The following is a 23,182-nucleotide window of genomic DNA, read 5'->3' as shown; positions in this document are numbered from 1 at the left end:
CGCCAAGAGGCCCAAGAGGCCCAAGAGATCGAGAGGCGTCAACGATGTTCCGTACGATGCTCAAGTCCAAGATCCACCGTGCCACGGTCACCCAGTGCGATCTGAACTACGTCGGCTCCCTCACCATCGACGCCGATCTGATGGACGCCGCCGATCTGCTTCCCGGCGAGCTGATCCACCTCGTGGACATCAACAACGGCAACCGGCTCGAAACCTATGTGATCGAGGGGCCCCGGGGCAGTGGTGTCATCGGCGTCAACGGCGCCGCGGCCCGCCTCGTCCAGAACGGCGACCTCGTCATCATCATCGCCTACGCGACGGTCCCCGACGCCGAGGCGGCCAAGACCGACCCCAGCGTGGTCTTCGTCGACGACCGCAACCGGGTCGTGCACCGCGACGCCGCCCTGAGTGCCGTGCCCGCCGGCTACGGGCTGACCTCCGGGGACACGGTGGAGGCCGGGTGATCCCACCGAACTGGCGCTACATCTGGAACAACAGCGGCGACCCGCGCGTCGTGCGGGCCCACACCCTGGCCGACGCTGCCGCCGCCGCCCGGCCCGGCGTCACCGTCTCCCGGCCCGCGGACGGGGGAGTGGTGCTGGCCTACGGCGGGCTGCCCCAGGGCCTGACACACGTACTGCCCTTCCTGGAGCAGCGGCGCGGTACGGCGTCGCACCGCACCCGGCGGGTCACGACCTGGGCCGACCTCGCGAGCGGGCGCGCCGCTCCCGGCGCCGACATCCTCGCGGTCGGTGTGCTGCGCGGCCGCGCCCCGGTCCGGCCGCCGCGGCACAGCCTCCTGCTGCCGTTCAGGATCACCCTGTCGGTACCGGTCGGGCCCGACCCGCAGGACGTACTGAGCAGGCTCTCCCGCAAGGCCCGGCAGCAGCACGCACGCGAACTCCGCTCCCGCGGCCGGAGGCTGGAAGTGGCCCGGGGGGAGGAGGACTTCGCGCACTTCTACGACGGCATGCACCGGCCGACCATGACGAACAGACACGGCGACTCCGCACGCTCGGAGGAACGGGAAAGCGCCCGGGTATGCCTCTTCCGGCGCGGCGTGCTGTTCTTCCTGCGCGAGTCGGACCGCCGGGTCGCGGGGATGCTGTGCCGGCTCGAAGGCCGGACGCTGGTCGTGCGCCTGGCCGGCGTGGACGCCGGCGGCGCCGACGCGTACCGCTCCGGCACCTACATGGCGATGTATGTGCTGATCCTGCAGTGGGCGGCCGCGCACGGTCTGACGCGGGTGGACCTGTCCGGGTGCGAGCCGTTCCTGAGCAAGGGGATCCTCCAGTTCAAACGCAAGATGCACCCCGAGATAGCCCTGCCCGACAACCACTTCCACCACAAGCGGCTCGTGCTGCGGGTCCGCAGGGACAGCCCGGCCGTCCGTGACTTCCTGACCGCCAACCCCGTGCTCGGTCTCGGCCGGAACCAGGAACTCGAAGCGGCCTACTTCCACGACGCGGAGCGGCCGCCCCGTCTCGACCTGCGCTGGCAGTGCCCCGGCGTGCGGGGGCACCGGCTCGTCCACTTCGACGACTTCCTCGCCGGCCTTCCCGGCTCCTCACCGCGGACGCCCGCTGCCCGACCCACTCTTCCCTGACGTCTACACAAGGAGCGCGTGATGTGTGGCATCGCCGGCTGGATCGACTTCTCCCGGGACCTCACCCTGGAGCGGCAGACCGTGGAGGCCATGACCGGTTCCCTGTACCGCCGGGGGCCGGACGCCGACGGGGTGTGGCTCGCTCCGCACGTCGCGCTGGGCCACCAGCGCCTGGCCGTCGTCGACCTGGAGGGCGGCAAGCAGCCCATGATGGCGTACCGGGGCGCGCCCATGTCCCCGGTGGTGCTGACGTACAGCGGCGAGGTCTACAACTTCCGTGAACTGCGGGCCCAGCTGTCCTCACGCGGCCACCGCTTCGAGACGGTCTCCGACACCGAGGTCGTGCTGCACGCCTACCTGGAGTGGGGCGTGGCCTTCGTCGACCATCTCACCGGGATGTTCGCCTTCGCGATATGGGACGCCGGCCGTGAGGAACTGCTCCTCGTACGCGACCGGCTCGGCGTCAAACCCCTCTACTACCACGCCTACGACGGCGGCCTGCTGTTCGGCTCCGAGCCCAAGGCGATCCTGGCCAACCCGCTGTTCACCGCGAGGACCAGCGAGGACAAGCTCCCCATTCTGTTCAACCCCCGCCTCGCCATGCCGTGGGAGACGCCCTACACCGATCTGCGCCAGGTACAGCCCGGCCATATCGTGCGCGTCGACCGGTCCGGTGCCCATGAGACGCCCTACTGGCGGCTGGTGAGCCGGGAGCATCACGAGGACGGACCCGCCACCGTGACCCGGGTCCGGGAGATCCTGGAGGACGTCGTCCTGCACCAGATGGTGGCGGACGTGCCGCTGTGCACCCTGCTGTCCGGCGGCCTGGACTCCTCGACGATCACCGCCCTGGCCGCCGCCCATCACCCCCGGGGGCTGCGCTCCTTCTCCGTCGACTTCGAGGGCGCCGACGACGACTTCCGCGCCACCGCCCTGCGACCCGAACGCGACACCCCCTTCGCCCTGGCCGCGGCCGCCCACCTGGGCGTCGACCACACCTCGATCACCCTCGACCCGGCGGCGCTGCCCGGGGTCGTGCCGGAGACGCTGCTCGCCCGCGACCAGCCCAGTCTCGGCCAGTTCGACTCCTCCATGTACCTGCTCTTCCAGGCGATCCGGGAGCGGTCCACGGTCGCCCTCTCCGGCGAGGCGGCCGACGAGGTGTTCGGCGGCTACCCCTGGTTCTTCGACCGCGGCACCGTCTGGGGCGACACCTTCCCCTGGCTCGGCAACAGCCCCCGGCTCACGGACTGCCTGGCGCCCGACGTCCGGGCCCGGATCCGTCCCGACGACGACGAACGCGACCGCTACGCCACGCTCCGCTCGCGCGTTCCGCGCCTGCCGGGCGAGTCCGGACTGCAGGCCCGGATGCGCGAGGTCCTCTACCTGAGCCTGCAGGGACCGCTCCTCTACCTCCTCGACCGCAAGGACCGGATGAGCATGGCCGTCGGTCTGGAGGTGCGGGTGCCGTTCTGCGACCACACGCTCCTGGAGTACGTGTGGAACGTGCCGTGGAAGATGAAGGTCGCCGACGGGCGAGAGAAGAGCCTGCTGCGTTCCGCCGCCGCCGACCTGCTGCCCCGCGAGGTGCTCCAGCGCCGCAAGAGCGCCTACCCCGCCACCTTCTCGTCGGCCCACGCCGCCGCCGTACGCACCGCTCTGGACGCCGTGCTGGACGACGGTGACTCCCCGCTGGCGGGACTGCTCGACGTACCCAAGGTGCGGGAGCTGGCCACGGGCCGGACCCAGATGATGACCATGGCCGACAATCTGCACCTGCTGCTGCCCCTGATCGAGGTCGACCGCTGGATGCGGACCTACAACGTTTCGCTGACAGCCTGAGCGCCCGACAGCCCAGGGCGCCCCACCGGGACCGAGGAGACACCGATGGACAGCGGCAAAAGCCGGCTCGCCGGACTGGCAGCGGAGTTCTGGACATGGCGCGAGGCCGCACAGCCCGACTCCTACGACGACATCACCCGGGTCGAGCGCCCCAGCGGCTGGCTGCCCGACTGGTCGCCCGAAGCGATCGCCGAACGGCGGCGTGTCCTGAAGGAATTCACGCGCCGCCACGGTGACCTCGACATGTCGGCGGCGTCCGTCCCCGACCGGGTCGACGCGGCCCTGCTGGGTTCCGCGCTGGCCCGGGTGCACTGGGAGCTGGATCAGCTGCGCGACTGGCGCCGCAACCCCTGTTTCGCCATCGACCAGGCCCTGGTGCCCGTCTACAACCTGCTGCTCGAACCGCCGCCCTTCCACGGCACACGCGCTCAGGACATCATCGCCCGCCTCGGCCGCGTACCGGAACTCCTGGAGCAGGCGAAACACCACCTCACCGGTCATGCGGCAGGCCCCCTCGCCCAGTACGCGCTGCGGCTGCTGGACACCGCCGACCAGGCTCTGGGGGCGGCCATGGCGGGGCTGGCCCCGTTCCTGACCGCAGAGCGGGCAGCAGCCCTCCTCGCCGCCACCACAGCCGCGCAGCACGCGCTCGTGGACTACCGGGAGTGGCTCCGGGAGCACCTGCCGGCCTTCACGGGGGCGATCAGCCCGGGCCCCGAGGCCTTCCGCTACTTCCTGCACCGCGTGGCCCTGCTGCCCTACCCGGTCCAGCGGCTGCGGGACATGGGCCGCCAGGAGTACGCCCGCGCCGCGGCGGCCGAGCTGGTGCTGCGCCGGCGCCACCGGGACCTTCCCGAGCCGGCGCTCCTCGCCGGCACCACGCGGCAGATCGAGCGACAGCGCACGGACGAACAGAACATCCGGATCTTCCTGCGCGACGAAGGCCTCATCGATCTCCCCCATGACCTGCGCCACTACCGCAACGCCCCCATGCCGCCCCATCTGGAACCGCTGACCTGGCTCGGCGTCCCGCACTACATGGCCTCACCCCGTCAACCCGGCCAGGACGCCCTGCGCTACATCCGCGCCCCGCGCGCGGACCTGCCGTACTTCCAGCGCGCGGAGGCCCACGACCCGCGTGTCGGCGTCATCCACGAGGGCGTTCACGCCTGGCAGTCCGCACTCTCGTGGCGCCATCCCAACCCACTGCGACGCCACTACTACGACTCCGCGGCCAACGAGGGTGTCGCCTTCCACGCGGAGGAACTCACCCTGCACGCCGGGCTGTTCGACGACGACCCGGTCAGCGCGCTGTTCGTGGTGAACGCGATGCGCCTGCGTGCCCTGCGGGTGGAGGTGGACATCGGCCTCGCCCTCGGCGAACTGACCCTGGAGCAGGCCGCCACCCGGCTCGCGGAGTACGTCCCCATGGACCCCGGGACGGCCTGGGAGGAGGCGGCCTTCTTCGCCGGTCACCCGGGCCAGGGGCTGAGCTACCTCATCGGCAAGATACAGATCCACGACCTCCTCGCCGACGCCGCCCGGCGCGGGGGCGACACCTTCGGGCTCGCCTCCTTCATGGGGCGCCTGTGGCGCGAGGGCAACGTCCCCCTGTCCCTGCAGCGTTGGGAGCTCCTCGGTGACCGGGACCACGTGGAGGCGGCCCGGCGGCTGGGAGGTGACCGAAGTGCGCCTGCTGGAGACCTGGCGGAAGCTGCTCTCGGGTGACGAGGGCGGCACCGGCCCGGACGGCGCGGGCGGTGCGCGCCTGCGAGCCGGCATCCTGGCGGGCCTGACCTGCGGAACGGTCGCGGTCCACGCGCTCGCCCCGATGGCGCGGGAGCACCTCACGGAACGCGAGGAGCAGGCTCCGGGACAACGCGCGAACCGGGTACGGCACCACGCCGGAAACGGGCCGTGACGGGCTGCCGCACACGGTGTGGACGACCGCGGGCCCGACCGCCGGGAGCCGGTCCCACGGCAGCTGCCCGTCCGTCGGGCGGACCGGGCAGCTGCCGTGTCATGGCGTGCTCACAGGCGCCGTACGGCTACGAGATGCCGCCGTACGGGCGGGTGATGAGCTCCAGGGCATGACCGCTCGGGTCGAGGAAGTACACGCCCCGGCCGCCGTCGTTGTGGTTGATCTCGCCGGGGAGTTTCTGATGGGGATCGGCGTAGTAGGTGAGCTCCTGCTCCTTGATCCGGGCGAATGCCGTGTCGAACTCCGCCTCCGAGATGAGGAAGGCGTAATGCTGCGTCGTGATCGAATCCGCGGGAATCGTCGCGAAGTCGAGTGTGACGCCGTTCGCGAGGTCGACCGGAATGAAAGGCCCCCATTCCGGCCCGGTCTCCAGGTCCAGAAGGTGCGCCAGGAAATCGGCGGATTCCCGGTTGTTCCGGCAGTGAACGATGGTGTGATTCAACTCTATTGACACTGTGGAATGCCTCCAACGGGCATCTCACGGGCTACCTCCACGCCTCACCCGGCCGGTGACCGACGCGCGATGCCGTGCGGGGATCTTAGGCAGGCGGACGGAGGGACGTCGAGGGGTCCCGTAGTGATGGCTCAATTCCGCCCACTGCCCACCACCGGCCCCTTCCTCAGGCACCGCCCTTCCCCCGTCCAGCCTACCCACCGGCCTCCCCATCGGCCTCCCGCCCTGCGGCCGTCTCCGGCGGGCGGGGCCGCCCGTGATGCGCTCACCATGGAGGCAGAACGTTCACCACGCGGCACCGGGGAACGCGCGGTACCCGGGATCCACCGTGACGGAGAGATCCGTACAGGCGCAGTGAGGAGGCATCCGGTGGTACGGAGTTCTGACGGCGCCCGGGACGGGGAGGCGGACGACGGGGCGGCCTGGGGAGCGGACCGGGCGACGGCCCGGGACAGCGGGCGTCAGGAGACCGAGGAGCAACGGGCGGACCGGCGGTGGGGCGATCTGCTCCAGGAACTGCGTGTCGCCCAGACCGGCGTACAGATCCTCTTCGGCTTTCTGCTCGCCGTGGTCTTCCAGCCCCGGTTCACCGAACTGTCGGTCACCGACCGCAACATCTACGTGGTGACGGTGATGCTCGGCTCGGCGACGGCGGCCACGCTCATCGGGCCCGTCTCGTACCACCGGCTGCTCACCGGCCGCCGGGTGAAGCCGCAGACGGTCGTCTGGGCCTCCCGGCTGACCGTGCTCGGCCTGGTGCTGCTGTTCTGCACGATGTGCTCGGCCCTGCTGCTGATCCTCCGTGTCACCCTGCACAATGAACTGGCCCTGTGGCTGGTGGGCGGCATGGCGCTGTGGTTCCTGGTCTGCTGGTTCGCGTTCCCCCTGTGGGAGCGCGCCCGCGCGGGCGCGCCGGGCCGGGGCGGGCGCCCGGCCCCGCGGGACTGAGCGGCCCGCGGGGCGGAGGGAGCGCAGGACCGAACGGCTCAGTCGTCCGTCCGCGCCGGGCTGCGTACATCGGTCACGGTGAAGAGCGCACCGTCCGGGTCCCGCAGGGTCGCCTCACGGCCGCGGAGCACGGCCTGTTCCTCGACCAGGGTGCCGCCGTGCCGCTGTGCCGCCGCGACGGTTCCCGCCAGGTCCGTCACGGGGAACTGCACCTGCCAGTGCGGGCGTACGAGGGGGTCGACGGCCGCCTCCACCGCCCCGGAGCTGATCCGGGCCAGCGGCCGTCCGTCGCACCGCACGATGACCTCGTCCCCCTCGTACGCGACGTCGCAGCAGCCGGGACGGCCACTGGCCCAGCCGAGCACCTCGCCGTAGAAGATCGCGGCATCGAACGCGTCACGGGTGCGCAGCCGCAGCCAGGCGTGCGAATGGCTGTCCGGGGCCGGTGGTGAGGTGGCGGGCCCGGTCCGCTCCCAGAGGCCGAACGCCGCCCCGTCCCGGTCGGCGGCCAGGATCCCGCGCCCCTTGCCGAGCGTCAGCGGGCCGACCGCCACCGTCCCGCTGCGCTCGCGGATCCGGGCGGCGGCGACATCGGCGTCCTCGACGGCGAAGTACGGCATCCAGGCGATGGCGACCTGGTACACGGACGACATGGCGTTGATCCCGGCGACGGGCACCCCGCCGCGGCGGGCGACGGTGAACTGCCGGCCGAGCCGTCCCGGGCGGAACGTCCAGCCCAGGACGGCACCGTAGAAGCGCTGCGCGGCCTCCTGGTCGCTGGTCATCAGATTGACCCAGCACGGTGCCGCCGCTCCGGTCAGCGGCGCCGCACCCGATCCCGTACGCGGCTTTTCCGAGGTCATGAACCCACTGCCTTCATCGGTTCTGCGGGGGATCCGGGTCGGGTGGGATCACCTCATTGCCGTGATCACCGAGTTCGTAGGGTGACAGGCCGCTGCCGTTCTCCGGGAACCGGTCCGAGCCGTGCTTGTCGGGCTCCTCGATGTGGGTGCGGTGGTCGGGTGCGGGGGGCTGCTCGTCGGGGCGCGGCGGTGGCAGCTCCGTGTCCCGTTTGCGCATGCCCCACCAGAAGGCGCCGATCAGCACGGCCACCACGGCGACTCCGGCGATGGGCAGGACAACCCCTATGGCGCCCGCTCCGTCCGCGAGCGTGGTGGCGAGGAAAGCCTGGGCTCCGTTCGTTACGTCCATGCATGCCGCATACCCCGGACCAGGGCCAACAGTCAGTTATTCACATAAATTCATATTTTATGAGGACGTAAGGGCGAAAAAGTTTCACCGCAGTGCCGGACGGCCGAGTGCCGCTCTCGTGTCGCCGCCGGCCGGCCGCGGGGTGAGCCTGGAAGAGGTCCCCGAATTTCCGGCTCCAGTGGGAAGGAACCACGGTGAACAGCACGCGAGAGCAGAGCCGCGACCACCCGGCGGGCCGCGAGGTGGTGGTCGCGCTGACCGGATGCTCCACGCAGGACGCACGGACCGTGTTCGACGTGCTGCGCCGTTCCTTCGACTCCGACCGTCCGGAGAGCGATTCACCCAGGCAGGCGGAAGGGCCGCGGCCGACCGTGTGGATGGCCACGGTCGACGTGTCCGAGGCCAGGGCCGAGGCCGAACCGGCCCACCTGTCGGCCCCCGTGATGATCGACGCGCAGGGCGGCTACTGGGCGGTCGAACGGCTGCGTCAGCAGCTGACGGGTGCGTTTGCCGTGCGGGTCGTCGGGACCGCGGCCGGTGACCAGGAGGAAGAAGTCCGTCTGCGCTTGGAGAGCCACTAGTGGACCCGTACAAGGCCGGAATCCGGGATGCCGGGCAGCGGCGGGACGCGGGCACGTCCTCGACGCTCACGCTGTACGTCAACGGCACCGCGGCGACCCTCACCCTCGACCACCGCACCACCGTCCTGGACATGCTGCGCGAGCACCTCGGACTCACGGGTGCGAAGGAGGGCTGCGACCACGGGCAGTGCGGAGCCTGCACCGTGATCGTCGACGGACGCCGTGCCAACAGCTGTCTCCTGCTGGCCGTCGCCCACGACGGCGCCGCGGTCACCACCGTCGAGGGGCTGGCCGAAGGCGACCGGCCGCACCCCGTGCAGCGGGCCTTCGTGGAGCGGGACGCCCTCCAGTGCGGCTACTGCACGCCGGGACAGATCTGCTCCGCCGTCGGCATGCTCGGCGAGGCGGCGGACGGGTTCCCCTCGCATGCCACTGCCCGGGGCCTCGTCCACGGCGGGTCCGCCGTCCTGGACGCGGACGAGATCCGCGAGCGCATGAGCGGCAATCTGTGCCGCTGCGGCGCCTACCCCCGGATCGTCGAAGCGATCGAGGACGTGGCGCCGTGAAGCCGTTCGCCTATCTGCGCCCCGCGTCCGCCGCCGAGGCCGTGCGCCTCCGGGCGGCCCGGCCCGGCTCCCGGTTCCTGGGCGGCGGAACCAACCTCGTCGACCTGATGAAGCTCGGGGCCGAGACCCCGGACCTGCTCATCGACGTCAGCGGGCTCCCGCTGGACCGGGTGAGCCGGACCCCGCAGGGCGGCCTGCGCATCGGAGCGACCGTACGCAACAGCGACCTCGCCGCACACCCGGACGTACGCACCCGCTACCCCGCGCTCTCCCAGGCGCTGCTGGCCGGAGCCTCGGGACAGCTCCGCAACACGGCCACCACCGGCGGGAATCTGCTCCAGCGCACCCGCTGCCCGTACTTCCAGGACATCTCCAAACCCTGCAACAAGCGGTCACCCGGCTCCGGCTGCCCCGCCCGCGACGGCGCCCACCGCGACCTCGCGGTCCTCGGGCACTCCGCCGAGTGCGTCGCGACGAACCCCTCGGACATGGCTGTCGCTCTGGCCGCGCTCGACGCCACCGTCCTGCTGCTCGGACCCGAGGGCGAGCGCGCGGTACCCGTCACCGAATTCCACCGGCTGCCGGGGGAGAACCCGGATCAGGACACCACGATCCGGCCCGGCGAGCTGATCACCGATGTGCTGCTCCCGCCGCGCCCCGACGGTGCGGTCTCCCTCTACCGCAAGGCCCGCGACCGGGCCTCGTACGCCTTCGCCCTGGCCTCCGTCGCCGCCCTCGTCCAGGTGCGTGACGGCCGCATCGCGCACGCGGCCCTGGCCTTCGGCGGGCTCGCCCACCGGCCGTGGCGCGCCCGCGCGGCGGAAACGGTACTGAGGGGCGCACCCGCCACGCCCGCCACCTTCGCGCGTGCGGCGGACGCCGAGCTCGCCGCCGCCCGGCCGCTGCGCGACAACGCCTTCAAGGTGGACCTCGCCCGCCGGCTGGCGGTCGACGTGCTGAGCGAACTGAGCCGACCGCCAGGACCGGCGGATCCGGCAGGACCGGCCGGGCAGCCCGCCCGGTCGGGCTGAGCCCCCCGTACACCCCACACCCCCCATCCGGATCAAGGACTTCCGCCATGAGCCACGCCCCCCAGCCGCCCGGTGCGCCCGTCGTCCGCCGCGAGGCACTGGACAAGGTCACCGGCGGCGCGCGCTACGCGGCGGAGCACACCCCGCCCGGCTGCCTGTACGCCGTCCCCGTCCCCGCCACCGTCGCCGCCGGGCGCGTCGTCGCCGTGCGCACCGCCGACGCCCTCGCCCTCCCGGGCGTGCACACGGTCCTCACGCACGAGAACGCCCCGCGGCTCAAGGACCCCGACGACCCGATCCTCGCCGTGCTCCAGGACGACCGCGTCCCGCACCGCGGCTGGCACATCGCCCTGGTGGTCGCGGACAGCCCCGAGGCTGCCCGGGAGGGGGCCGCGGCCCTGCGGGTCGAGTACGAGCGCGCCCCGGCGTACGACGTCACGCTCACCGACGACCACCCGGGCCTCTACACCCCGGAGCAGGCCAACGGCGGCCATCCGGCCGTCCGGGAGCGCGGCGACTTCGACGCGGTCTTCGCGGCGGCGCCCGTACAGATCGACGCGACGTACCGGCTCGGCGCCCTGCACAACCACCCCATGGAGCCGCACGCCTCCACCGCGGTGTGGGCCGACGGGCATCTGACCGTCCACGACTCCAGCCAGGGTTCGACCTGGGTGCGCGACAGCCTCGCCCGGACCTTCGGCCTCGAACCCTCGCGGATCACCGTCGTCTCCGAGCACGTCGGCGGCGGCTTCGGCTGCAAAGGCACCCCGCGCCCGCAGGTGGTGCTCGCCGTCATGGCCGCCCGGCACACCGGCCGTCCGGTCAAACTGGCACTGCCCCGAGGGCAGTTGGCGGCGGTGGTCGGACACCGCCCTCCCACCGTGCAGCGGGTGAGGATCGGCGCCGACCTCGACGGGATCATCGGCGCGCTCGCCCATGAGGTGGTCACCCAGACCTCCACCGTCACCGAGTTCGTCGAGCAGGCGGCGGTGCCCGCGCGCACGATGTACATCTCGCCGCACAGCCGCACCACCCATCGGGTGGCCGCCCTCGACGTCCCCAGCCCGTCCTGGATGCGCGCACCCGGGGAGGCCTCCGGGATGTACGCGCTGGAGTCGGCGATGGACGAACTGGCCTGCGCGCTCGGTGTCGACCCGGTCGAACTGCGGCTGCGCAACGAGCCGGCGAGCGAACCGGACAGCGGCCGGCCGTTCAGCAGCCGGGGCCTGGCCGCCTGCCTGCGCGAGGGCGCGGAACGCTTCGGCTGGTACGACCGGGACCCCGCCCCCGCCGCCCGGGAGGAAGGGCGGTGGCTGCTGGGCACCGGGGTGGCCTCGGCGACGTACCCCGTGATCGTCGCCCGCTCCACCGCGTCGGCGCACGCGGCACCCGACGGCGGCTACCTCGTCGCGGTCAACGCCACCGACATCGGCACCGGCGCGCGCACGGTCCTCGCGCAGATCGCGGCGTCCGCCCTCGGCGCACCGGTGGAGAGCGTCCGTATCGCCATCGGCGACAGCGACCTGCCCACCGCCCCAGTGGCCGGGGGCTCCTCGGGCACGGCCTCCTGGGGCTGGGCGGTGCACAAGGCGGCCACCGCCCTGGCCGCACGGCTGGAGGCGCGCACGGGACCGCTCCCCGCCGAAGGCCTCACCGTCACCGCCGACACCGAACAGGAAACCTCCGGGGAATCCCCCTACGCACGGCACGCCTTCGGTGCCCACTTCGCCGAGGTGGCCGTCGACACCGTCACCGGAGAGGTCCGCGTACGGCGGCTGCTCGGTGTGTACGCGGCCGGGCGCATCCTCAACTCCCGTACCGCACGGTCCCAGTTCATCGGCGGCATGGTGATGGGTCTCGGTATGGCGCTGACCGAGGGGAGCACCATGGACCCCGCTTTCGGCGACTTCACCCAGAGCGACCTCGCCTCGTACCACGTGCCGGTCAGCGCGGACGTGCCCGACATCCAGGCGCACTGGATCGACGAGGACGACCCGCACCTCAACCCGATGGGCAGCAAGGGCATCGGTGAGATCGGCATCGTCGGCACCGCCGCCGCCATCGGCAACGCCGTGCGCCACGCCACCGCGGCGCGGCTGCGCGCACTTCCGCTCACGCCGGACAAGCTGCTGCCCTATCTGCTCTGAAGCCCACAGAGGGCCACTCATCAGGGCATATGGCCCATCTGTTGCGCATTCGGCACCCCCGGGTCACTCTAAGGAGTGACCCAGAAGTGATAAGTGCTCACGCTTCGTATTCGGGGGTCGGTGGTTCACCGGGGTGAAGCACGTGGGCCTCGCGGTGAGGAGCATCGACGATGACCGTTCCACTCGACCGGCACTACCTGGTCGAACTGCAGGTATCGGCTGAGCGCGTCGCCCAGCTGCGGCGGATCGTCGCCGCGCACCTGCGCCACTGGAGCCTCGATCTGCACGTCCGGCCGGTGTGCCGGGCGCTGGACGAGCTCCTGACCAATGTCCACCGGCATGTCGGTGACGACAACGAGAGCGTCATCGAGCTCCGCTGGACGGGGCGGCACGTCACGGTGTCCGTCGCGGACAACGGCCGCGAGATGCCGCGGCTGCTCGGCGCCGGTGGGGGACTGGGCCGGGTGATGGCCCTGAGCGACAGCTGGGGCACCTGCCGGACCACCGAGGGCAAAGTGGTCTGGTTCACGCGCTACGCCGAGGCGCCGCGCACCGCGGGACTGCTCCCGCACACGCCCCTGCCCGGAACCGGCGAGTCCCGGCTCCAGCCCCTCGCGCTGCTGGTGTGAGGCGCCGCGCGGCTCCCCGGCGGGCGCGGATCCGGTGCCCGGGGAACGCCTGATCCGCGTCCGCCGGGCGCGTGCGGCGAGGGGCCGCGTTGCGCGGCCCGGCGTGGCGCGGCACGGTCGGAGTACCGATGCAAGGAGGCCACTGCCATGCCCATCGCGACGGTCAACCCCGCGAACGGCGAACTGCTCCAGTCCTACGACGCGCTGGGCGGGGAGGAGATCGAGCGCAGGCTCGTCGCCGCCCGGACCACCTTCGGCCAGTACCGCACCACCACCTTCGCCGAGCGGGCGGGCTGGCTGAACCGGGCCGCCGACCTGCTGGACGGGGACCGCGACGAGATCGCCCGCACCATGACCACCGAGATGGGCAAGCCCGTCGGGGCGGCCCGCGCGGAGGCCGCCAAATGTGTCAGGGCGATGCGCTGGTACGCCGCCAACGCCGAACGGCTGCTGGCCGACGAACACCCCACGGACGCCGACGCGCACGACGCCGGCGCCTCCCGGGCCCTCGTCCGTTACCGTCCGCTGGGCGTCGTCCTCGCCGTGATGCCGTGGAACTTCCCGCTGTGGCAGGTGGTGCGCTTCGCCGCGCCCGCCCTGATGGCGGGCAACGTCGGACTGCTGAAGCACGCCTCGAACGTCCCGCGGACCGCCCTGTACCTGGAGGACCTGTTCCGCCGCGCCGGCTTCCCCGCGGGCTGCTTCCGTACGCTGCTCATCGGCTCCGGGGCCGTCGAGGCGATCCTGCGTGACAGCCGGGTCGCCGCCGCCACCCTCACCGGCAGCGAACCGGCCGGACGCGCCGTCGCGGCGGTCGCGGGCGACGTGGTGAAGAAGACCGTGCTGGAACTGGGCGGCAGCGACCCCTATCTGGTCCTGCCGTCGGCGGACATCGAACGGGCGGCCGCGACGGCGGTGACGGCGCGTGTACAGAACAACGGCCAGTCGTGCATCGCCGCCAAGCGCTTCATCGTGCACACCGACGTGTACGACGCCTTCGCCGAGCGCTTCACCGCGGGCATGAGCGCACTGACCGTCGGGGACCCCCTGGAGGAGTCCACCGACGTCGGGCCGCTCTCCAGCGAGCAGGGCCGCACCGATCTGGAGGCACTCGTCGACGACGCCGTCGACCGGGGCGCGAGCGCGCTGTGCGGCGGGCGCAGGCCCGGGAACCTGGGCGCGGGCCTGGACCGGGGGTTCTTCTACCTCCCCACGGTGCTCACCGGGGTCACCGCGTCGATGCGCATCCACCACGAGGAGGCCTTCGGACCCGTCGCCACGCTCTACCGTGTCGCCGACCTGGACGAGGGGGTGCACCTGGCCAACGACACCCCCTTCGGGCTCAGCTCCAACGTATGGACGCGGGACCCGGCGGAGATGGACCGCTGCGTACGCGACCTGGAGGCGGGCGGCGTCTTCTTCAACGGGATGACGGCCTCGCACCCCGCGCTGCCCTTCGGCGGGGTGAAGCGTTCCGGCTACGGGCGGGAGCTCGCCGGGCACGGGATCCGCGAGTTCTGCAATGCCACCACGGTCTGGTACGGCCCCGTCCACCCGTAGCCGCCGGTCTCCGTCGCCCCCGCGGGTCCCTCTGCCGCCCCCCCATGAGCGATCATGAGGGCGCCGGACGCCACGAGGGGGAGAGACCGCGATGAAACTGCGCTGTGCCGTGCTCGACGACTTCCAGTCCGTCGCGACCACCGTCGTCGACTGGTCCCCGGTGACCGAGGACGTGGAGGTCGTCCCGTTCGGCGAACACTTCGGTACGCCGGACGAACTCGCCGCCGCACTCGCGGACTTCGACATCGTGGTCACCCTGCGCGAACGGGTCGCCTTCCCCGCGGAACTCTTCGCCCGGCTGCCCCGGCTCAGGCTGCTCGTCGCCTCCGGCATGCGCAATTCGGTCATCGACCTCGCCGCCGCCGAACGCCACGGGGTCACCGTCTGCGGCACCGCCAGCTCCTCCGCCCCGCCCGTCGAGCTGACCTGGGCCCTGCTGCTCGGCCTGGCCCGGGGCCTCGTCACCGAGGCGACGGCCCTGCGCTCCGGCGGCCCCTGGCAGTCCACGCTCGGGGCCGACCTGCACGGCCGGCGCCTGGGTCTGCTGGGTCTCGGGAAGACCGGCGGCCGGATGGCCGCGATCGGCCGGGCCTTCGGCATGGACGTCCTGGCCTGGAGCCAGAACCTCACCAGGGAGCGGGCCGAGGAGACCGGTGCCGGTCTCGCCGCCTCCCGGAGGGAGCTGCTGGAGACCAGTGACTTCGTCTCCGTCCATCTGGCGCTGAGCGACCGCACCCGGGGGCTGATCGGAGCGGCGGAGCTCGCCCTCATGCGCCCCACGGCGTATCTGATCAATACGTCGCGGGCCGCCATTGTCGACCAGGACGCCCTGCTCGCCGCGCTGCACGCGGGCACCATCGCGGGTGCCGGCGTCGATGTGTTCGATGTCGAGCCCCTGCCGGCCGGACATCCGATGCGGACCGCGCCGCGCCTGCTGGCGACCCCGCACCTCGGCTATGTCTCGCGCGGCAACTACGAGACGTACTACGGCCAGGCCGTCGAGGACATCGAGGCGTTCCTGGCGGGCAGGCCCGTGCGCCGCCTCGGCTGAGCACCGCGCAGTCGGCACGCCGGGACGGGACGGCCGAGGGCCGGGCCGCTCCCGCCGGGCCGGGGTCTCAGTAGCGCAGGGCCGCAGCGATCCGGCCGTGCTCGGCGAGGGAGTCGTCGGCGACGAACACGACGTCGGCGCCGTTGTCCAGGGCCGCCTCGACGAGCTCGTCCACGATGTCCTCGCGCACCTGCCCGTCCGCCGCCCGCGCACTCTCGTCCGCGGTCACCGGCTCCAGGTGTTCGTCGCGGACCCTGACGGTCCGCTGGACATGCTCCTCGACCGCGACGAGCCCGGCGCGGCCCTCCCGCACCGCCGCCCACACCTCGTCGAGTCCGCCGGCGAACGCGCGGCTGCCGCGTGCGTGGTCGAGCCTGGTGTCGATCTCGGCCGCCCGTTGCCCGGACCCTTCCTTCAGGGCGGGGCGCAGCTCCTTGAGCAGCTCGGCCGGCGGGATGTCGGCGGGCGCCCCCTTGGTGACCCGGCCTGCGGCCGACCTGCCGCACTCGCCCACCTCGTCGAACATCGCGAGCGCGGGTGCCAGGCCGAAGAGGTACAGGGGGCGGGGGTCGGTGGCGAGCACTCCGCGCAGCTTCTCGTCGACCGTGCGCAGGAACTGCCGGGTCTCCTCGTCGCTGAAGGTGCTCGGGGTGTCGCCGATCCGCTCCTCGCGCTGCGGGTTCGGGGGCTCCTTGGGGGCGGTCAGCGGGAACCCGCCCCGCTCCTGCGGACGGACGCCGTCCGTGGTGCCGCTCCACAGCGCCGCGTGGTCGGCGGCGACGGTGAGCACCCAGAACGGCCGGGCCTGGGCCTTCGCGGCGACGAGGTTGCGGGTGAGGTAGGTGTCGCTCAGAACCACCCGTTCGGGTGCCGTTCGGGGCAGCTGCCAGATCTGGTACTCCTCGGCCGTGGCCAGGATGACCAGGGAGTCCAGCGCCCGGCGCGGGTCCACCTCGGCGACCGCGCGGTCCAGCTGTCCCTTGACGGCGGCGGCGGCCTCGCGGGTCACCCGCGGATCGGCGTCCAGCCGGCTGCCGGCCTCCGCCACCAGATTGCGCAGCCGTACGGAGTCCTGCGCGTTGTCCGGCGCCCGCCGGTGCGTCGGCATGGTCAGGGACACGGCCGGATAGGGCCTGGTCGCCCGCAGCTCCTGCAACAGACCGGCGGTCAGGGCGTCCGTATCCATCGTTCCCTCCGGGGGCTCGCTCCCGCTCCCGGATGGAGCGGGGGAATCAACGAGTCAATTCATACCTTTTGAACCTAATATGGGCGAATTGGTGATCGGTGTGTACGACCCTGGACGGACGGAGGGTCCGTGAACCGGAACAGTTCCGCGCAGGGCTCCACGACGTGAGCGCCGCCGATGCCGTGACCGACGCCCTGCGTGAACTGCGTGCCGAGTTCGTCGGCGTACGCGAGGGAGAGCCGGCCGACTACATCCCGCAGCTGGCCCTCGCCGACCCGGACGCCTTCGGGCTGGCCCTGGTCAGCATGGACGGGCACCGCTACAGCACGGGCGAGGCGGATGTCCCCTTCACTCTCCAGTCGGTCTCCAAACCCTTCGTCTACGCGCTCGCCCTGTCCCTCCTCGGCCTCGACGAGGTGGGCCGCTGGGTGAGCGCCGAACCGAGCGGCGAGGCCTTCAACGCCATCAGCCTGGAGCCGGGTACCGGACGGCCCGCCAACGCCATGGTCAACGCCGGCGCCATCGTCACCACCGCGCTGGTCCCCGACAGTCCGGACGCGCCCGCGTTCGACCGGATCCTGAGCTGCCTGGGCCGCTTCGCCGGACGGCCGCTGGACGTCGACGAGGAGGTGTACGCCTCCGAGGCGGCGACGGGGGACCGCAATCGCGCGCTCGCCTATCTGCTGCGCAGCGCCAGAACCCTGCCCGTCGACCCCGTGGCGGCGGTGGAGACGTACTTCCGGCAGTGCGCCGTACGGGCCACCGCCGTCGATCTCGCCACGATGGCCGCGACCCTGGCCCACGGCGGCGTCAACCCGTACACGGGCGACGCCGTGGTCTCGGCGCGGGTCGCGGCACAGGTGCTCGCCGTCATGGCCACCTGCGGGATGTACGACTCCTCCGGCGACTGGCTGCTGCGGGTCGGGCTGCCGGCCAAGAGCGGTGTGTCGGGAGGGCTGATCGCGGCGGGGCCGGCGCGTTTCGGCCTGGCCACGTACAGCCCGCCGCTGGACGCGTCCGGCACATCGGTCCGCGGTCACGCCGCGCTCGGCGCCCTGTCGCGGCGGCTCGGACTCCACCTCATGAACAATCCGGCGCTGCCCGGTTCCACCGTCGCCCTCGTCACCACCGCCGACGATCTGCCCTCGGCGCCCGCCGGCGGCCGCGAACGCGCCCTGCGTGAACGGGTGGGGGTCGTGGCCGCGCAGGGTGCCCTCGACTTCCCCGCCGCGGAACGGGTGCTGTACGCCCTGGACGAGTCCGGACCGGACCGGAGCGGCGCCGTCGTGCTCGACCTGAGCGATGTCACCTCCATCGACTCGGTGGCCCTGGCGACACTGCACTCCGGACTGCGCCGGCTCGCGGGCGACGGGCGGCGCGCGGCGGTCGTCGACCCGGTGGACCGCCTCGGCCCGCCCGACCTCGTCCGCGAACGGACCGGGCAGGCTCTGCCGCGCTACGCCTCCCGGGAGGAGGCCGTCGAGCGGTGCGCGCACGCGCCGGACGCGCCCCCGGCGAGGTGAGGCGGATGCCCGCCCGCGCCGGGGGCGTGTGCCGGAACGGTTCTTCTACCAGATGGCCTCGACCCACTCGGGGTGGTCGATGAACGGGTTCCGGTTGTGCTGGTACTGGTCGAATATGACGTCGTTGCGCCGCTTCTCGAAGGTGTCCGGCGGGTCTTCCTGGCTCCACTGCTTCAGTACGGACAGCTTGCCGATGTTCGGGGCCGAGCCGTTGCCGACCCGCTCGTTGGGTTCGAGGTCGGCGAAGGAGTCGTCGCCCTCGTAGCGCACCGCCATGTAGAGGATCATGCGGGCGACGTCGCCCTTGACCGCGTCGCGCGGTTCGAAGGAGTCGCTGTCGGTGTAGTTGCCCGGCGCGTCGCCGAGCTCGCTCCCGCCGTTGTCGAAGTCCTTGTTGCCGCGGGTGGAGTTGACCTTCACGTTCGTCGGGCGCAGGTGGTGGATGTCGGTGCCCGGGCCGGTCGCGGTGCCGAAGTCGCCGTGCGACTTGGCCCAGACGTGCTCCCGGTTCCACTGGTTCGTGTTGCCGCCGTTGTCGTTCTTGGACTGGGAGCGCCCGGTGTAGAGGAGGATGACGTTGGAGGAGTTGGTGGGATCCTCGTCGGTGTCCTTGAGGGCGGTCCACACCTGGCTGTAGGACAGCTTGGTCTGGTCGCTGATGATCGTGTGCAGGGCGCCCTTGAGCTCGGTGCCGGTCTTGCCGAGGGCGTCCTGGTAGTACGTGTCGTCGAGGGCGGTGGACGAGGCTGCCGGCCCGTCCGGCAGGGCCTGGGCGGGCGCGGCGGCCGCGGTGCCCGCGAGCACGGCCACGGTGGCCGCGGTGGCCAGCAGTGGACGCGCGTAGAACAGATGACGACGGGACATGTGGGGTGTCCTCTCCGGAAACACGGGTGCCACGACGCCGCCACTGGGTGGAGGCGGTGCCGCGGTCGTTGTGTGATGTGTGGTCAGCCGGGAGCCTTCCACACGCACAGTGACCCGTGTGTGAACGCTGCGTACCTATCATGTGCAGGTCAAGTGAGGGTGCGGCGCCGCCGCCCCGGGAAGCGGCCGGGGCGGCTTCTTCCTCGGATGCGGCCACGCCCGCGCGGGGCGAGAATTACGGCAAGGACGAGGAGGCGGTATGAGCGAAGAGCCCGAATCCGTATCCGTGACCACGGCCGTGCCCGAAGGGCAGTGGGTGACTCCCGACCGGCTGCTGCACACGGGCGGTAGTGATCAGCCGACGGCGGAGGACCTGGTGCTCGCCTCGGGGCGGGACCTGACACCGCAGACGCTGGAGTGGGCACGGCGCAAGCTGGCCGCCGAGGGGCGGTCCGCCATCGACAAGCGGCTTCCGTAGCGGCCGGGGCCGGGGACGGGCCGGTACGGGGGCCGCCGGGCATCCGGGTGTGTGTGGGGCGCCCCCGGATGTTTCCCCGGCGCTCGGCTAGCCTGAGTGCACAATGAACCGTTTGACGACGTCACAGGGCGTACTCGACCTCGCCCGCTTCCCCGAGCACCCGCGCGACCCGTTCCGCGCGTGGGACGCCGCCGATGAGTATCTGCTGCGGCACCTGGCGGACCCCGGCACCGGGGCTCCCGCGGACCTCTCCGGCACGGTCGTCGTCGTGGGCGACCGCTGGGGCGCCCTGACCACCGCGCTCGCCGGTGAGCGCCCCGTACAGATCACCGACTCGTACCTCGCCCGGCGCGCCACCCTGGCGAACCTCGCCCGTAACGGCGCCGACGTGGACGGGGTGCGGCTGCTGTCCGCCCGCGACACCCCGCCGGACCGGATCGACGTCCTGCTGGTGCGGGTGCCCAAGAGCCTCGCGTTCCTGGAGGACCAGCTGCACCGGCTGGCGCCCGCCGTCCACGCGGGCACCGTGGTCGTCGGCACCGGCATGGTCAAGGAGATCCACACCTCCACACTCAAGCTCTTCGAGCGGATCCTCGGGCCGACCCGTACCTCGCTCGCGGTGAAGAAGGCGCGCCTGATCCTCTGCACCCCCGACCCGGACCGGGCCCCGACGCCCAGCCCCTGGCCGTACCGCTACGACCTGCCCGCCGGCGTCGGCACCGTCTCCGGCCGGACCGTGACCAACCACGCGGGGATCTTCTGCGCCGAACGCCTCGACATCGGCACCCGCTTCTTCCTCGGTCATCTGCCCGCACGGACCGGCCCCGAGCACGTCGTGGACCTGGGCTGCGGCAACGGGGTGCTCGGTCTGTCCGCCGCGCTCGGCAACCCCGAGGCGACCGTCACCTTCATCGACGAGTCCTATCAGGCGGTGGCCTCGGCCGAGGCCACCTTCCGGGCCAACGCCCCGGCCGGAGCCAAGGCCGACTTCATCGTCGGCGACGGCCTCGCGGACCTCGCCCCGGGCAGTGTGGACCTGGTGCTCAACAACCCGCCCTTCCACTCCCATCTGGCCACCACCGACGCGACCGCCCGGAACATGTTCCACGACGCCCGCACCGCGCTGCGGCAGGGCGGCGAGCTCTGGGTCGTCGGCAACCGCCACCTCGGCCACCACACCCAGCTGCGCCGTATCTTCGGCAACTGCTCCACCGTGGCCGGTGACCCGAAGTTCGTCGTCCTGCGCGCCGTCAAGCGCTGACGGCGGCCCGCGGAGCCTTCCGGTTCCCCGGTGCCCGGCCATCCGCCGCCCTTCCAGATTCTTGCAACACGTTCTACTGTGTGCGCCGCCGCACACGGGCGACGCGAACGCGAGACTCTGGAGGGGCCGTGCACCTCGAATACACGTCCGAGCAGCAGCAGTTGCGCGCCGAACTGCGCACGTACTTCGCCGGCCTGGTTCCCGACAACGCCTACGCGCGCTACGCGGAACCCGCCGCCCAGAAACGCTTCTACCGCGAGACCGTCCGCCGGCTCGGCACCGACGGCTGGCTCGGCGTCGGCTGGCCCGAGGAGTACGGCGGACGCGGGCTCTCCCCGATGGAACAGTTCATCTTCTTCGACGAGGCCGCCCAGGCTGGCGTACCGCTGCCGCTGATGGCCCTCAACACCGTCGGACCGACGATCATGCAGTTCGGCACCGACGAACAGAAGGCGTACTTCCTGCCGAAGGTGCTCTCGGGGGAGATCGACTTCGCGATCGGCTACAGCGAACCCGACGCGGGCACCGACCTCGCCGCGCTCCGGACCCGGGCCGTCCGCGAGGGCGACGAGGAAACCGGCCGCTACATCGTCAACGGACAGAAGATCTGGACCACCAACGGCGACACCGCCGACTGGGTCTGGCTCGCGGTGCGCACCGACCCCGACGCCCCGCCGCACAAGGGCATCACCATGCTGCTGGTCCCCACGAGCGACCCCGGCTACTCCTGCACCCTGATCAACACGCTCGCCTCGCACGACACCAGCGCCAGCTACTACGAGAACATCGAGGTCCCCGTCTCCCGCCGCGTCGGCGACGAGAACAAGGGCTGGCGGCTCATCACCAACCAGCTCAACCATGAACGCGTCACCCTCGCCGCCCACGGCACCATGGCCGTCCGCGCCCTGCGCAACGTCCAGCGCTGGGCCTTCGGCACCAGGCTGGCCGACGGCCGCCGGGTCGTCGACCTCGGCTGGGTCAGGGCCCTGCTGGCCCGCACCCACACCCGGCTCGACGCGATGAAGCTCCTCAACTGGCAGATGGTCTCCGCCCTCCAGGACGGCACCCTCACCCCGCAGGACGCCTCGGCCGTCAAGGTGTACGGCTCCGAGGCGCGCCGAGACGCGTACGCCTGGCTGATGGAGGTCGTCGGTTCGGCGGGGCCGCTCAAGGAAGGCTCGGAGGGCGCTGTCCTCCACGGCGAACTCGAACGCGGCTACCGGTCCGCCGTCATCTTCACCTTCGGCGGGGGCAACAACGAGATCCAGCGGGAGATCATCTCGTGGATCGGCCTCGGGATGCCGCGGGTACGGCGGTGAACGCGTGTGACTGCAAAAGATAGTTGTCACATCCAGAGGCTGGTTGTCACCATGACCGGGTGGCGGTCTTGGGCAGGTGAGCCGGGACACGGTAGCTGGAACCTGGCCAGGCATGTTGGAACTGGTTGGCTCGCGATGACCCTGGCGGTGGCCTGGTTGTCGATGGCATCGGGTTGGATGAGCATGTGGCGGTCTATGACGTAACCCGGCTTTCCGCCACGGCTGATCCGCGGGACCTGTGCCGTTCCCTGGCGATGCTCGATTCGATCCCGAGCCCGGAATCGGAAGGTGGGTGCTGCTCCTTCAACGCCACTTGGGCTGATAGCGGGAGGAGCGCCTCGATGCGCAACGGTCGGGACGAGCGCCCGGTTGTGTTTTCGGCGGCCGGGGCCTATGTGCGCGGCCTCGACCATGAATCGCCGATGAGCCCTTTGGAAACGATGGCGAGCCCTGGCCGGGCGTGGGCGACGGGGCAACCGTGTCTTCCAGGCCTTCGTCGACGAGCCGACGCAACTTGCGCACGCCCTGGATGGTGTATGTCAGGTGGAAGCGTCGGCCGATCACCGTCTTCACGCGGCTCAGGGTCCAGCGTTGATCTTCCCAGCCGTGTGAGGCCGACGCTTTGGCGAGCTCCGCCTCCATCTGGGTGAACCGCTTCCGGCTCGGCCTCGGCAGCGACGCCGGCCCCTGTGACCGCAGAGCCCGCGGACCGCCCTCGCCCTACATCCGCCACCATTGCTACACCGAGCGGACGCTGACTCGCAGGTCCTTGGCGATCACCGAGCTCGCCTCGCCCCGGGCGAACCGCTCGGCCGCCTCAAGTCGTAGCTCTTTGCGAAACCGCTGCCGTTTGGCGGTCGGCCCGCCCTGTTGTGGATACCGCATGCCTCGGTGATACCGCAGCCGACGACCAGCCGTCAGCCCCTACAACTCCACGAGTTCA

24 protein-coding genes are annotated in these 23,182 nt (G+C 71.8%); 17 read left to right on the top strand and 7 right to left on the bottom strand.

Annotated elements, in window-relative coordinates; translation table 11 throughout:
- Positions 1-44 precede the first annotated feature (44 nt).
- The 5 genes from panD to ACIGJO_RS13170 are packed head-to-tail and all read left to right on the top strand — an operon-like array spanning position 45 to position 5,369.
- Complete coding sequence (gene panD / locus ACIGJO_RS13190) at positions 45-464, top strand: aspartate 1-decarboxylase (protein ID WP_399956507.1); 420 nt, start codon at positions 45-47, stop codon at positions 462-464.
- Complete coding sequence (locus ACIGJO_RS13185; protein ID WP_399956504.1) at positions 461-1,606, top strand: GNAT family N-acetyltransferase; 1,146 nt, start codon at positions 461-463, stop codon at positions 1,604-1,606. Before panD ends, ACIGJO_RS13185 begins: the two co-directional genes overlap by 4 nt.
- Positions 1,607-1,627: 21 nt before the next feature.
- Positions 1,628-3,448, top strand: a complete 1,821-nt coding sequence (gene asnB, locus ACIGJO_RS13180) for an asparagine synthase (glutamine-hydrolyzing) (protein WP_399956501.1) — start codon at positions 1,628-1,630, stop codon at positions 3,446-3,448.
- A 45-nt stretch (positions 3,449-3,493) separates the two neighbouring features.
- A complete protein-coding gene (locus tag ACIGJO_RS13175) occupies positions 3,494-5,176 on the top strand; it encodes a DUF885 family protein (RefSeq protein WP_399956498.1) in 1,683 nt (560 codons plus the stop codon).
- Entirely contained in the window at positions 5,136-5,369 is a 234-nt protein-coding gene (locus ACIGJO_RS13170) for a hypothetical protein (protein ID WP_399956495.1), read from the top strand. The genes ACIGJO_RS13175 and ACIGJO_RS13170 overlap by 41 nt, the downstream gene beginning before the upstream one ends.
- Before the next feature lie 127 nt (positions 5,370-5,496).
- On the opposite strand, the gene ACIGJO_RS13165 is transcribed toward ACIGJO_RS13170, so the two are convergent.
- Positions 5,497-5,883 carry a VOC family protein gene (locus ACIGJO_RS13165; RefSeq protein ID WP_399956492.1) on the bottom strand — a complete coding sequence of 129 codons (387 nt, stop codon included), beginning with the start codon at positions 5,881-5,883 and terminating at the stop codon, positions 5,497-5,499.
- A 369-nt stretch (positions 5,884-6,252) separates the two neighbouring features.
- Between ACIGJO_RS13165 and ACIGJO_RS13160 the strand changes: the two genes are divergently transcribed.
- Complete coding sequence (locus tag ACIGJO_RS13160) at positions 6,253-6,831, top strand: DUF6328 family protein (RefSeq protein ID WP_399956489.1); 579 nt, start codon at positions 6,253-6,255, stop codon at positions 6,829-6,831.
- A gap of 38 nt (positions 6,832-6,869) precedes the next feature.
- On the opposite strand, the gene ACIGJO_RS13155 is transcribed toward ACIGJO_RS13160, so the two are convergent.
- Both ACIGJO_RS13155 and ACIGJO_RS13150 read right to left on the bottom strand, forming a co-directional pair.
- A complete protein-coding gene (locus ACIGJO_RS13155; RefSeq protein WP_399956486.1) occupies positions 6,870-7,694 on the bottom strand; it encodes a VOC family protein in 825 nt (274 codons plus the stop codon).
- A 13-nt stretch (positions 7,695-7,707) separates the two neighbouring features.
- The gene (locus tag ACIGJO_RS13150) at positions 7,708-8,043 is read right to left on the bottom strand and encodes a DUF6479 family protein (RefSeq protein WP_399956484.1); all 336 of its coding nucleotides are present in this window, start codon (positions 8,041-8,043) and stop codon (positions 7,708-7,710) included.
- 194 nt (positions 8,044-8,237) lie between these two features.
- Between ACIGJO_RS13150 and ACIGJO_RS13145 the strand changes: the two genes are divergently transcribed.
- From ACIGJO_RS13145 to ACIGJO_RS13115, 7 genes are all read left to right on the top strand, one after another.
- The gene (locus ACIGJO_RS13145; protein ID WP_399956482.1) at positions 8,238-8,624 is read left to right on the top strand and encodes a hypothetical protein; all 387 of its coding nucleotides are present in this window, start codon (positions 8,238-8,240) and stop codon (positions 8,622-8,624) included.
- Positions 8,624-9,190, top strand: a complete 567-nt coding sequence (locus ACIGJO_RS13140; protein ID WP_399956480.1) for a 2Fe-2S iron-sulfur cluster-binding protein — start codon at positions 8,624-8,626, stop codon at positions 9,188-9,190. Before ACIGJO_RS13145 ends, ACIGJO_RS13140 begins: the two co-directional genes overlap by 1 nt.
- Positions 9,187-10,221 (top strand): FAD binding domain-containing protein, encoded by a 1,035-nt coding sequence (locus ACIGJO_RS13135; RefSeq protein WP_399956478.1) that lies wholly within the window; start codon positions 9,187-9,189, stop codon positions 10,219-10,221. The genes ACIGJO_RS13140 and ACIGJO_RS13135 overlap by 4 nt, the downstream gene beginning before the upstream one ends.
- Positions 10,222-10,268: 47 nt before the next feature.
- Entirely contained in the window at positions 10,269-12,368 is a 2,100-nt protein-coding gene (locus ACIGJO_RS13130; RefSeq protein WP_399956476.1) for a xanthine dehydrogenase family protein molybdopterin-binding subunit, read from the top strand.
- A gap of 170 nt (positions 12,369-12,538) precedes the next feature.
- Positions 12,539-12,997, top strand: a complete 459-nt coding sequence (locus tag ACIGJO_RS13125) for an ATP-binding protein (RefSeq protein WP_399956473.1) — start codon at positions 12,539-12,541, stop codon at positions 12,995-12,997.
- A 147-nt stretch (positions 12,998-13,144) separates the two neighbouring features.
- On the top strand, positions 13,145-14,557 hold the full coding sequence (locus ACIGJO_RS13120; RefSeq protein WP_399956470.1) for an NADP-dependent succinic semialdehyde dehydrogenase: 1,413 nt from the start codon (positions 13,145-13,147) through the stop codon (positions 14,555-14,557).
- Between the two features lie 91 nt (positions 14,558-14,648).
- Positions 14,649-15,608: a D-2-hydroxyacid dehydrogenase family protein gene (locus ACIGJO_RS13115; RefSeq protein WP_399956467.1), complete on the top strand. Its 960-nt coding sequence runs from the start codon at positions 14,649-14,651 to the stop codon at positions 15,606-15,608.
- A gap of 67 nt (positions 15,609-15,675) precedes the next feature.
- Here the strand turns inward: ACIGJO_RS13115 and ACIGJO_RS13110 are convergent, their stop codons facing one another.
- Positions 15,676-16,794: a chemotaxis protein gene (locus ACIGJO_RS13110; RefSeq protein WP_399956464.1), complete on the bottom strand. Its 1,119-nt coding sequence runs from the start codon at positions 16,792-16,794 to the stop codon at positions 15,676-15,678.
- A 164-nt stretch (positions 16,795-16,958) separates the two neighbouring features.
- Between ACIGJO_RS13110 and glsA the strand changes: the two genes are divergently transcribed.
- Positions 16,959-18,317 (top strand): glutaminase A, encoded by a 1,359-nt coding sequence (glsA, locus tag ACIGJO_RS13105; RefSeq protein ID WP_399956462.1) that lies wholly within the window; start codon positions 16,959-16,961, stop codon positions 18,315-18,317.
- A gap of 45 nt (positions 18,318-18,362) precedes the next feature.
- On the opposite strand, the gene ACIGJO_RS13100 is transcribed toward glsA, so the two are convergent.
- Entirely contained in the window at positions 18,363-19,181 is an 819-nt protein-coding gene (locus ACIGJO_RS13100) for an endonuclease I family protein (protein WP_399956459.1), read from the bottom strand.
- Positions 19,182-19,440: 259 nt separating this feature from the next.
- Here ACIGJO_RS13100 and ACIGJO_RS13095 point away from each other — a divergent pair, with 259 nt between their 5' ends.
- The 3 genes from ACIGJO_RS13095 (at position 19,441) to ACIGJO_RS13085 (ending at position 22,239) form a co-directional block, all read left to right on the top strand.
- Positions 19,441-19,659, top strand: coding sequence for a hypothetical protein (locus tag ACIGJO_RS13095; RefSeq protein ID WP_399956456.1), 219 nt, complete (start codon positions 19,441-19,443; stop codon positions 19,657-19,659).
- Between the two features lie 103 nt (positions 19,660-19,762).
- A complete protein-coding gene (locus tag ACIGJO_RS13090; protein ID WP_399956453.1) occupies positions 19,763-20,920 on the top strand; it encodes a methyltransferase in 1,158 nt (385 codons plus the stop codon).
- A 128-nt stretch (positions 20,921-21,048) separates the two neighbouring features.
- Positions 21,049-22,239 carry an acyl-CoA dehydrogenase family protein gene (locus ACIGJO_RS13085; protein ID WP_399956449.1) on the top strand — a complete coding sequence of 397 codons (1,191 nt, stop codon included), beginning with the start codon at positions 21,049-21,051 and terminating at the stop codon, positions 22,237-22,239.
- A 303-nt stretch (positions 22,240-22,542) separates the two neighbouring features.
- Here the strand turns inward: ACIGJO_RS13085 and ACIGJO_RS13080 are convergent, their stop codons facing one another.
- Together ACIGJO_RS13080 and ACIGJO_RS13075 are read right to left on the bottom strand one after the other, a co-directional pair.
- A complete protein-coding gene (locus tag ACIGJO_RS13080; RefSeq protein WP_399956446.1) occupies positions 22,543-22,881 on the bottom strand; it encodes a winged helix-turn-helix domain-containing protein in 339 nt (112 codons plus the stop codon).
- Positions 22,882-22,977: 96 nt separating this feature from the next.
- Entirely contained in the window at positions 22,978-23,124 is a 147-nt protein-coding gene (locus ACIGJO_RS13075; RefSeq protein ID WP_399956443.1) for a hypothetical protein, read from the bottom strand.
- Positions 23,125-23,182: the final 58 nt, after the last annotated feature.

Origin of the sequence: Streptomyces sp. NPDC079020, assembly GCF_044542225.1 — a bacterium.
GTDB lineage: Bacteria > Actinomycetota > Actinomycetes > Streptomycetales > Streptomycetaceae > Streptomyces.
The sequence above is the reverse complement of the archived record's forward strand: the minus strand, read 5'-3'. Positions and strand labels throughout refer to the sequence as shown.

Coding starts and splice junctions, on each gene's coding strand:
- ACIGJO_RS13075 (WP_399956443.1), bottom strand. CDS start 23,124: ATGCGGTATCCACAACAGGGCGGGCCGACCGCCAAACGGCAGCGGTTT.
- ACIGJO_RS13125 (WP_399956473.1), top strand. CDS start 12,539: ATGACCGTTCCACTCGACCGGCACTACCTGGTCGAACTGCAGGTATCG.
- ACIGJO_RS13090 (WP_399956453.1), top strand. CDS start 19,763: ATGAACCGTTTGACGACGTCACAGGGCGTACTCGACCTCGCCCGCTTC.
- asnB (WP_399956501.1), top strand. CDS start 1,628: ATGTGTGGCATCGCCGGCTGGATCGACTTCTCCCGGGACCTCACCCTG.
- ACIGJO_RS13115 (WP_399956467.1), top strand. CDS start 14,649: ATGAAACTGCGCTGTGCCGTGCTCGACGACTTCCAGTCCGTCGCGACC.
- ACIGJO_RS13175 (WP_399956498.1), top strand. CDS start 3,494: ATGGACAGCGGCAAAAGCCGGCTCGCCGGACTGGCAGCGGAGTTCTGG.
- ACIGJO_RS13080 (WP_399956446.1), bottom strand. CDS start 22,881: ATGGAGGCGGAGCTCGCCAAAGCGTCGGCCTCACACGGCTGGGAAGAT.
- ACIGJO_RS13100 (WP_399956459.1), bottom strand. CDS start 19,181: ATGTCCCGTCGTCATCTGTTCTACGCGCGTCCACTGCTGGCCACCGCG.
- ACIGJO_RS13095 (WP_399956456.1), top strand. CDS start 19,441: ATGAGCGAAGAGCCCGAATCCGTATCCGTGACCACGGCCGTGCCCGAA.
- ACIGJO_RS13120 (WP_399956470.1), top strand. CDS start 13,145: ATGCCCATCGCGACGGTCAACCCCGCGAACGGCGAACTGCTCCAGTCC.
- ACIGJO_RS13130 (WP_399956476.1), top strand. CDS start 10,269: ATGAGCCACGCCCCCCAGCCGCCCGGTGCGCCCGTCGTCCGCCGCGAG.
- ACIGJO_RS13110 (WP_399956464.1), bottom strand. CDS start 16,794: ATGGATACGGACGCCCTGACCGCCGGTCTGTTGCAGGAGCTGCGGGCG.
- ACIGJO_RS13155 (WP_399956486.1), bottom strand. CDS start 7,694: ATGACCTCGGAAAAGCCGCGTACGGGATCGGGTGCGGCGCCGCTGACC.
- ACIGJO_RS13150 (WP_399956484.1), bottom strand. CDS start 8,043: ATGGACGTAACGAACGGAGCCCAGGCTTTCCTCGCCACCACGCTCGCG.
- panD (WP_399956507.1), top strand. CDS start 45: ATGTTCCGTACGATGCTCAAGTCCAAGATCCACCGTGCCACGGTCACC.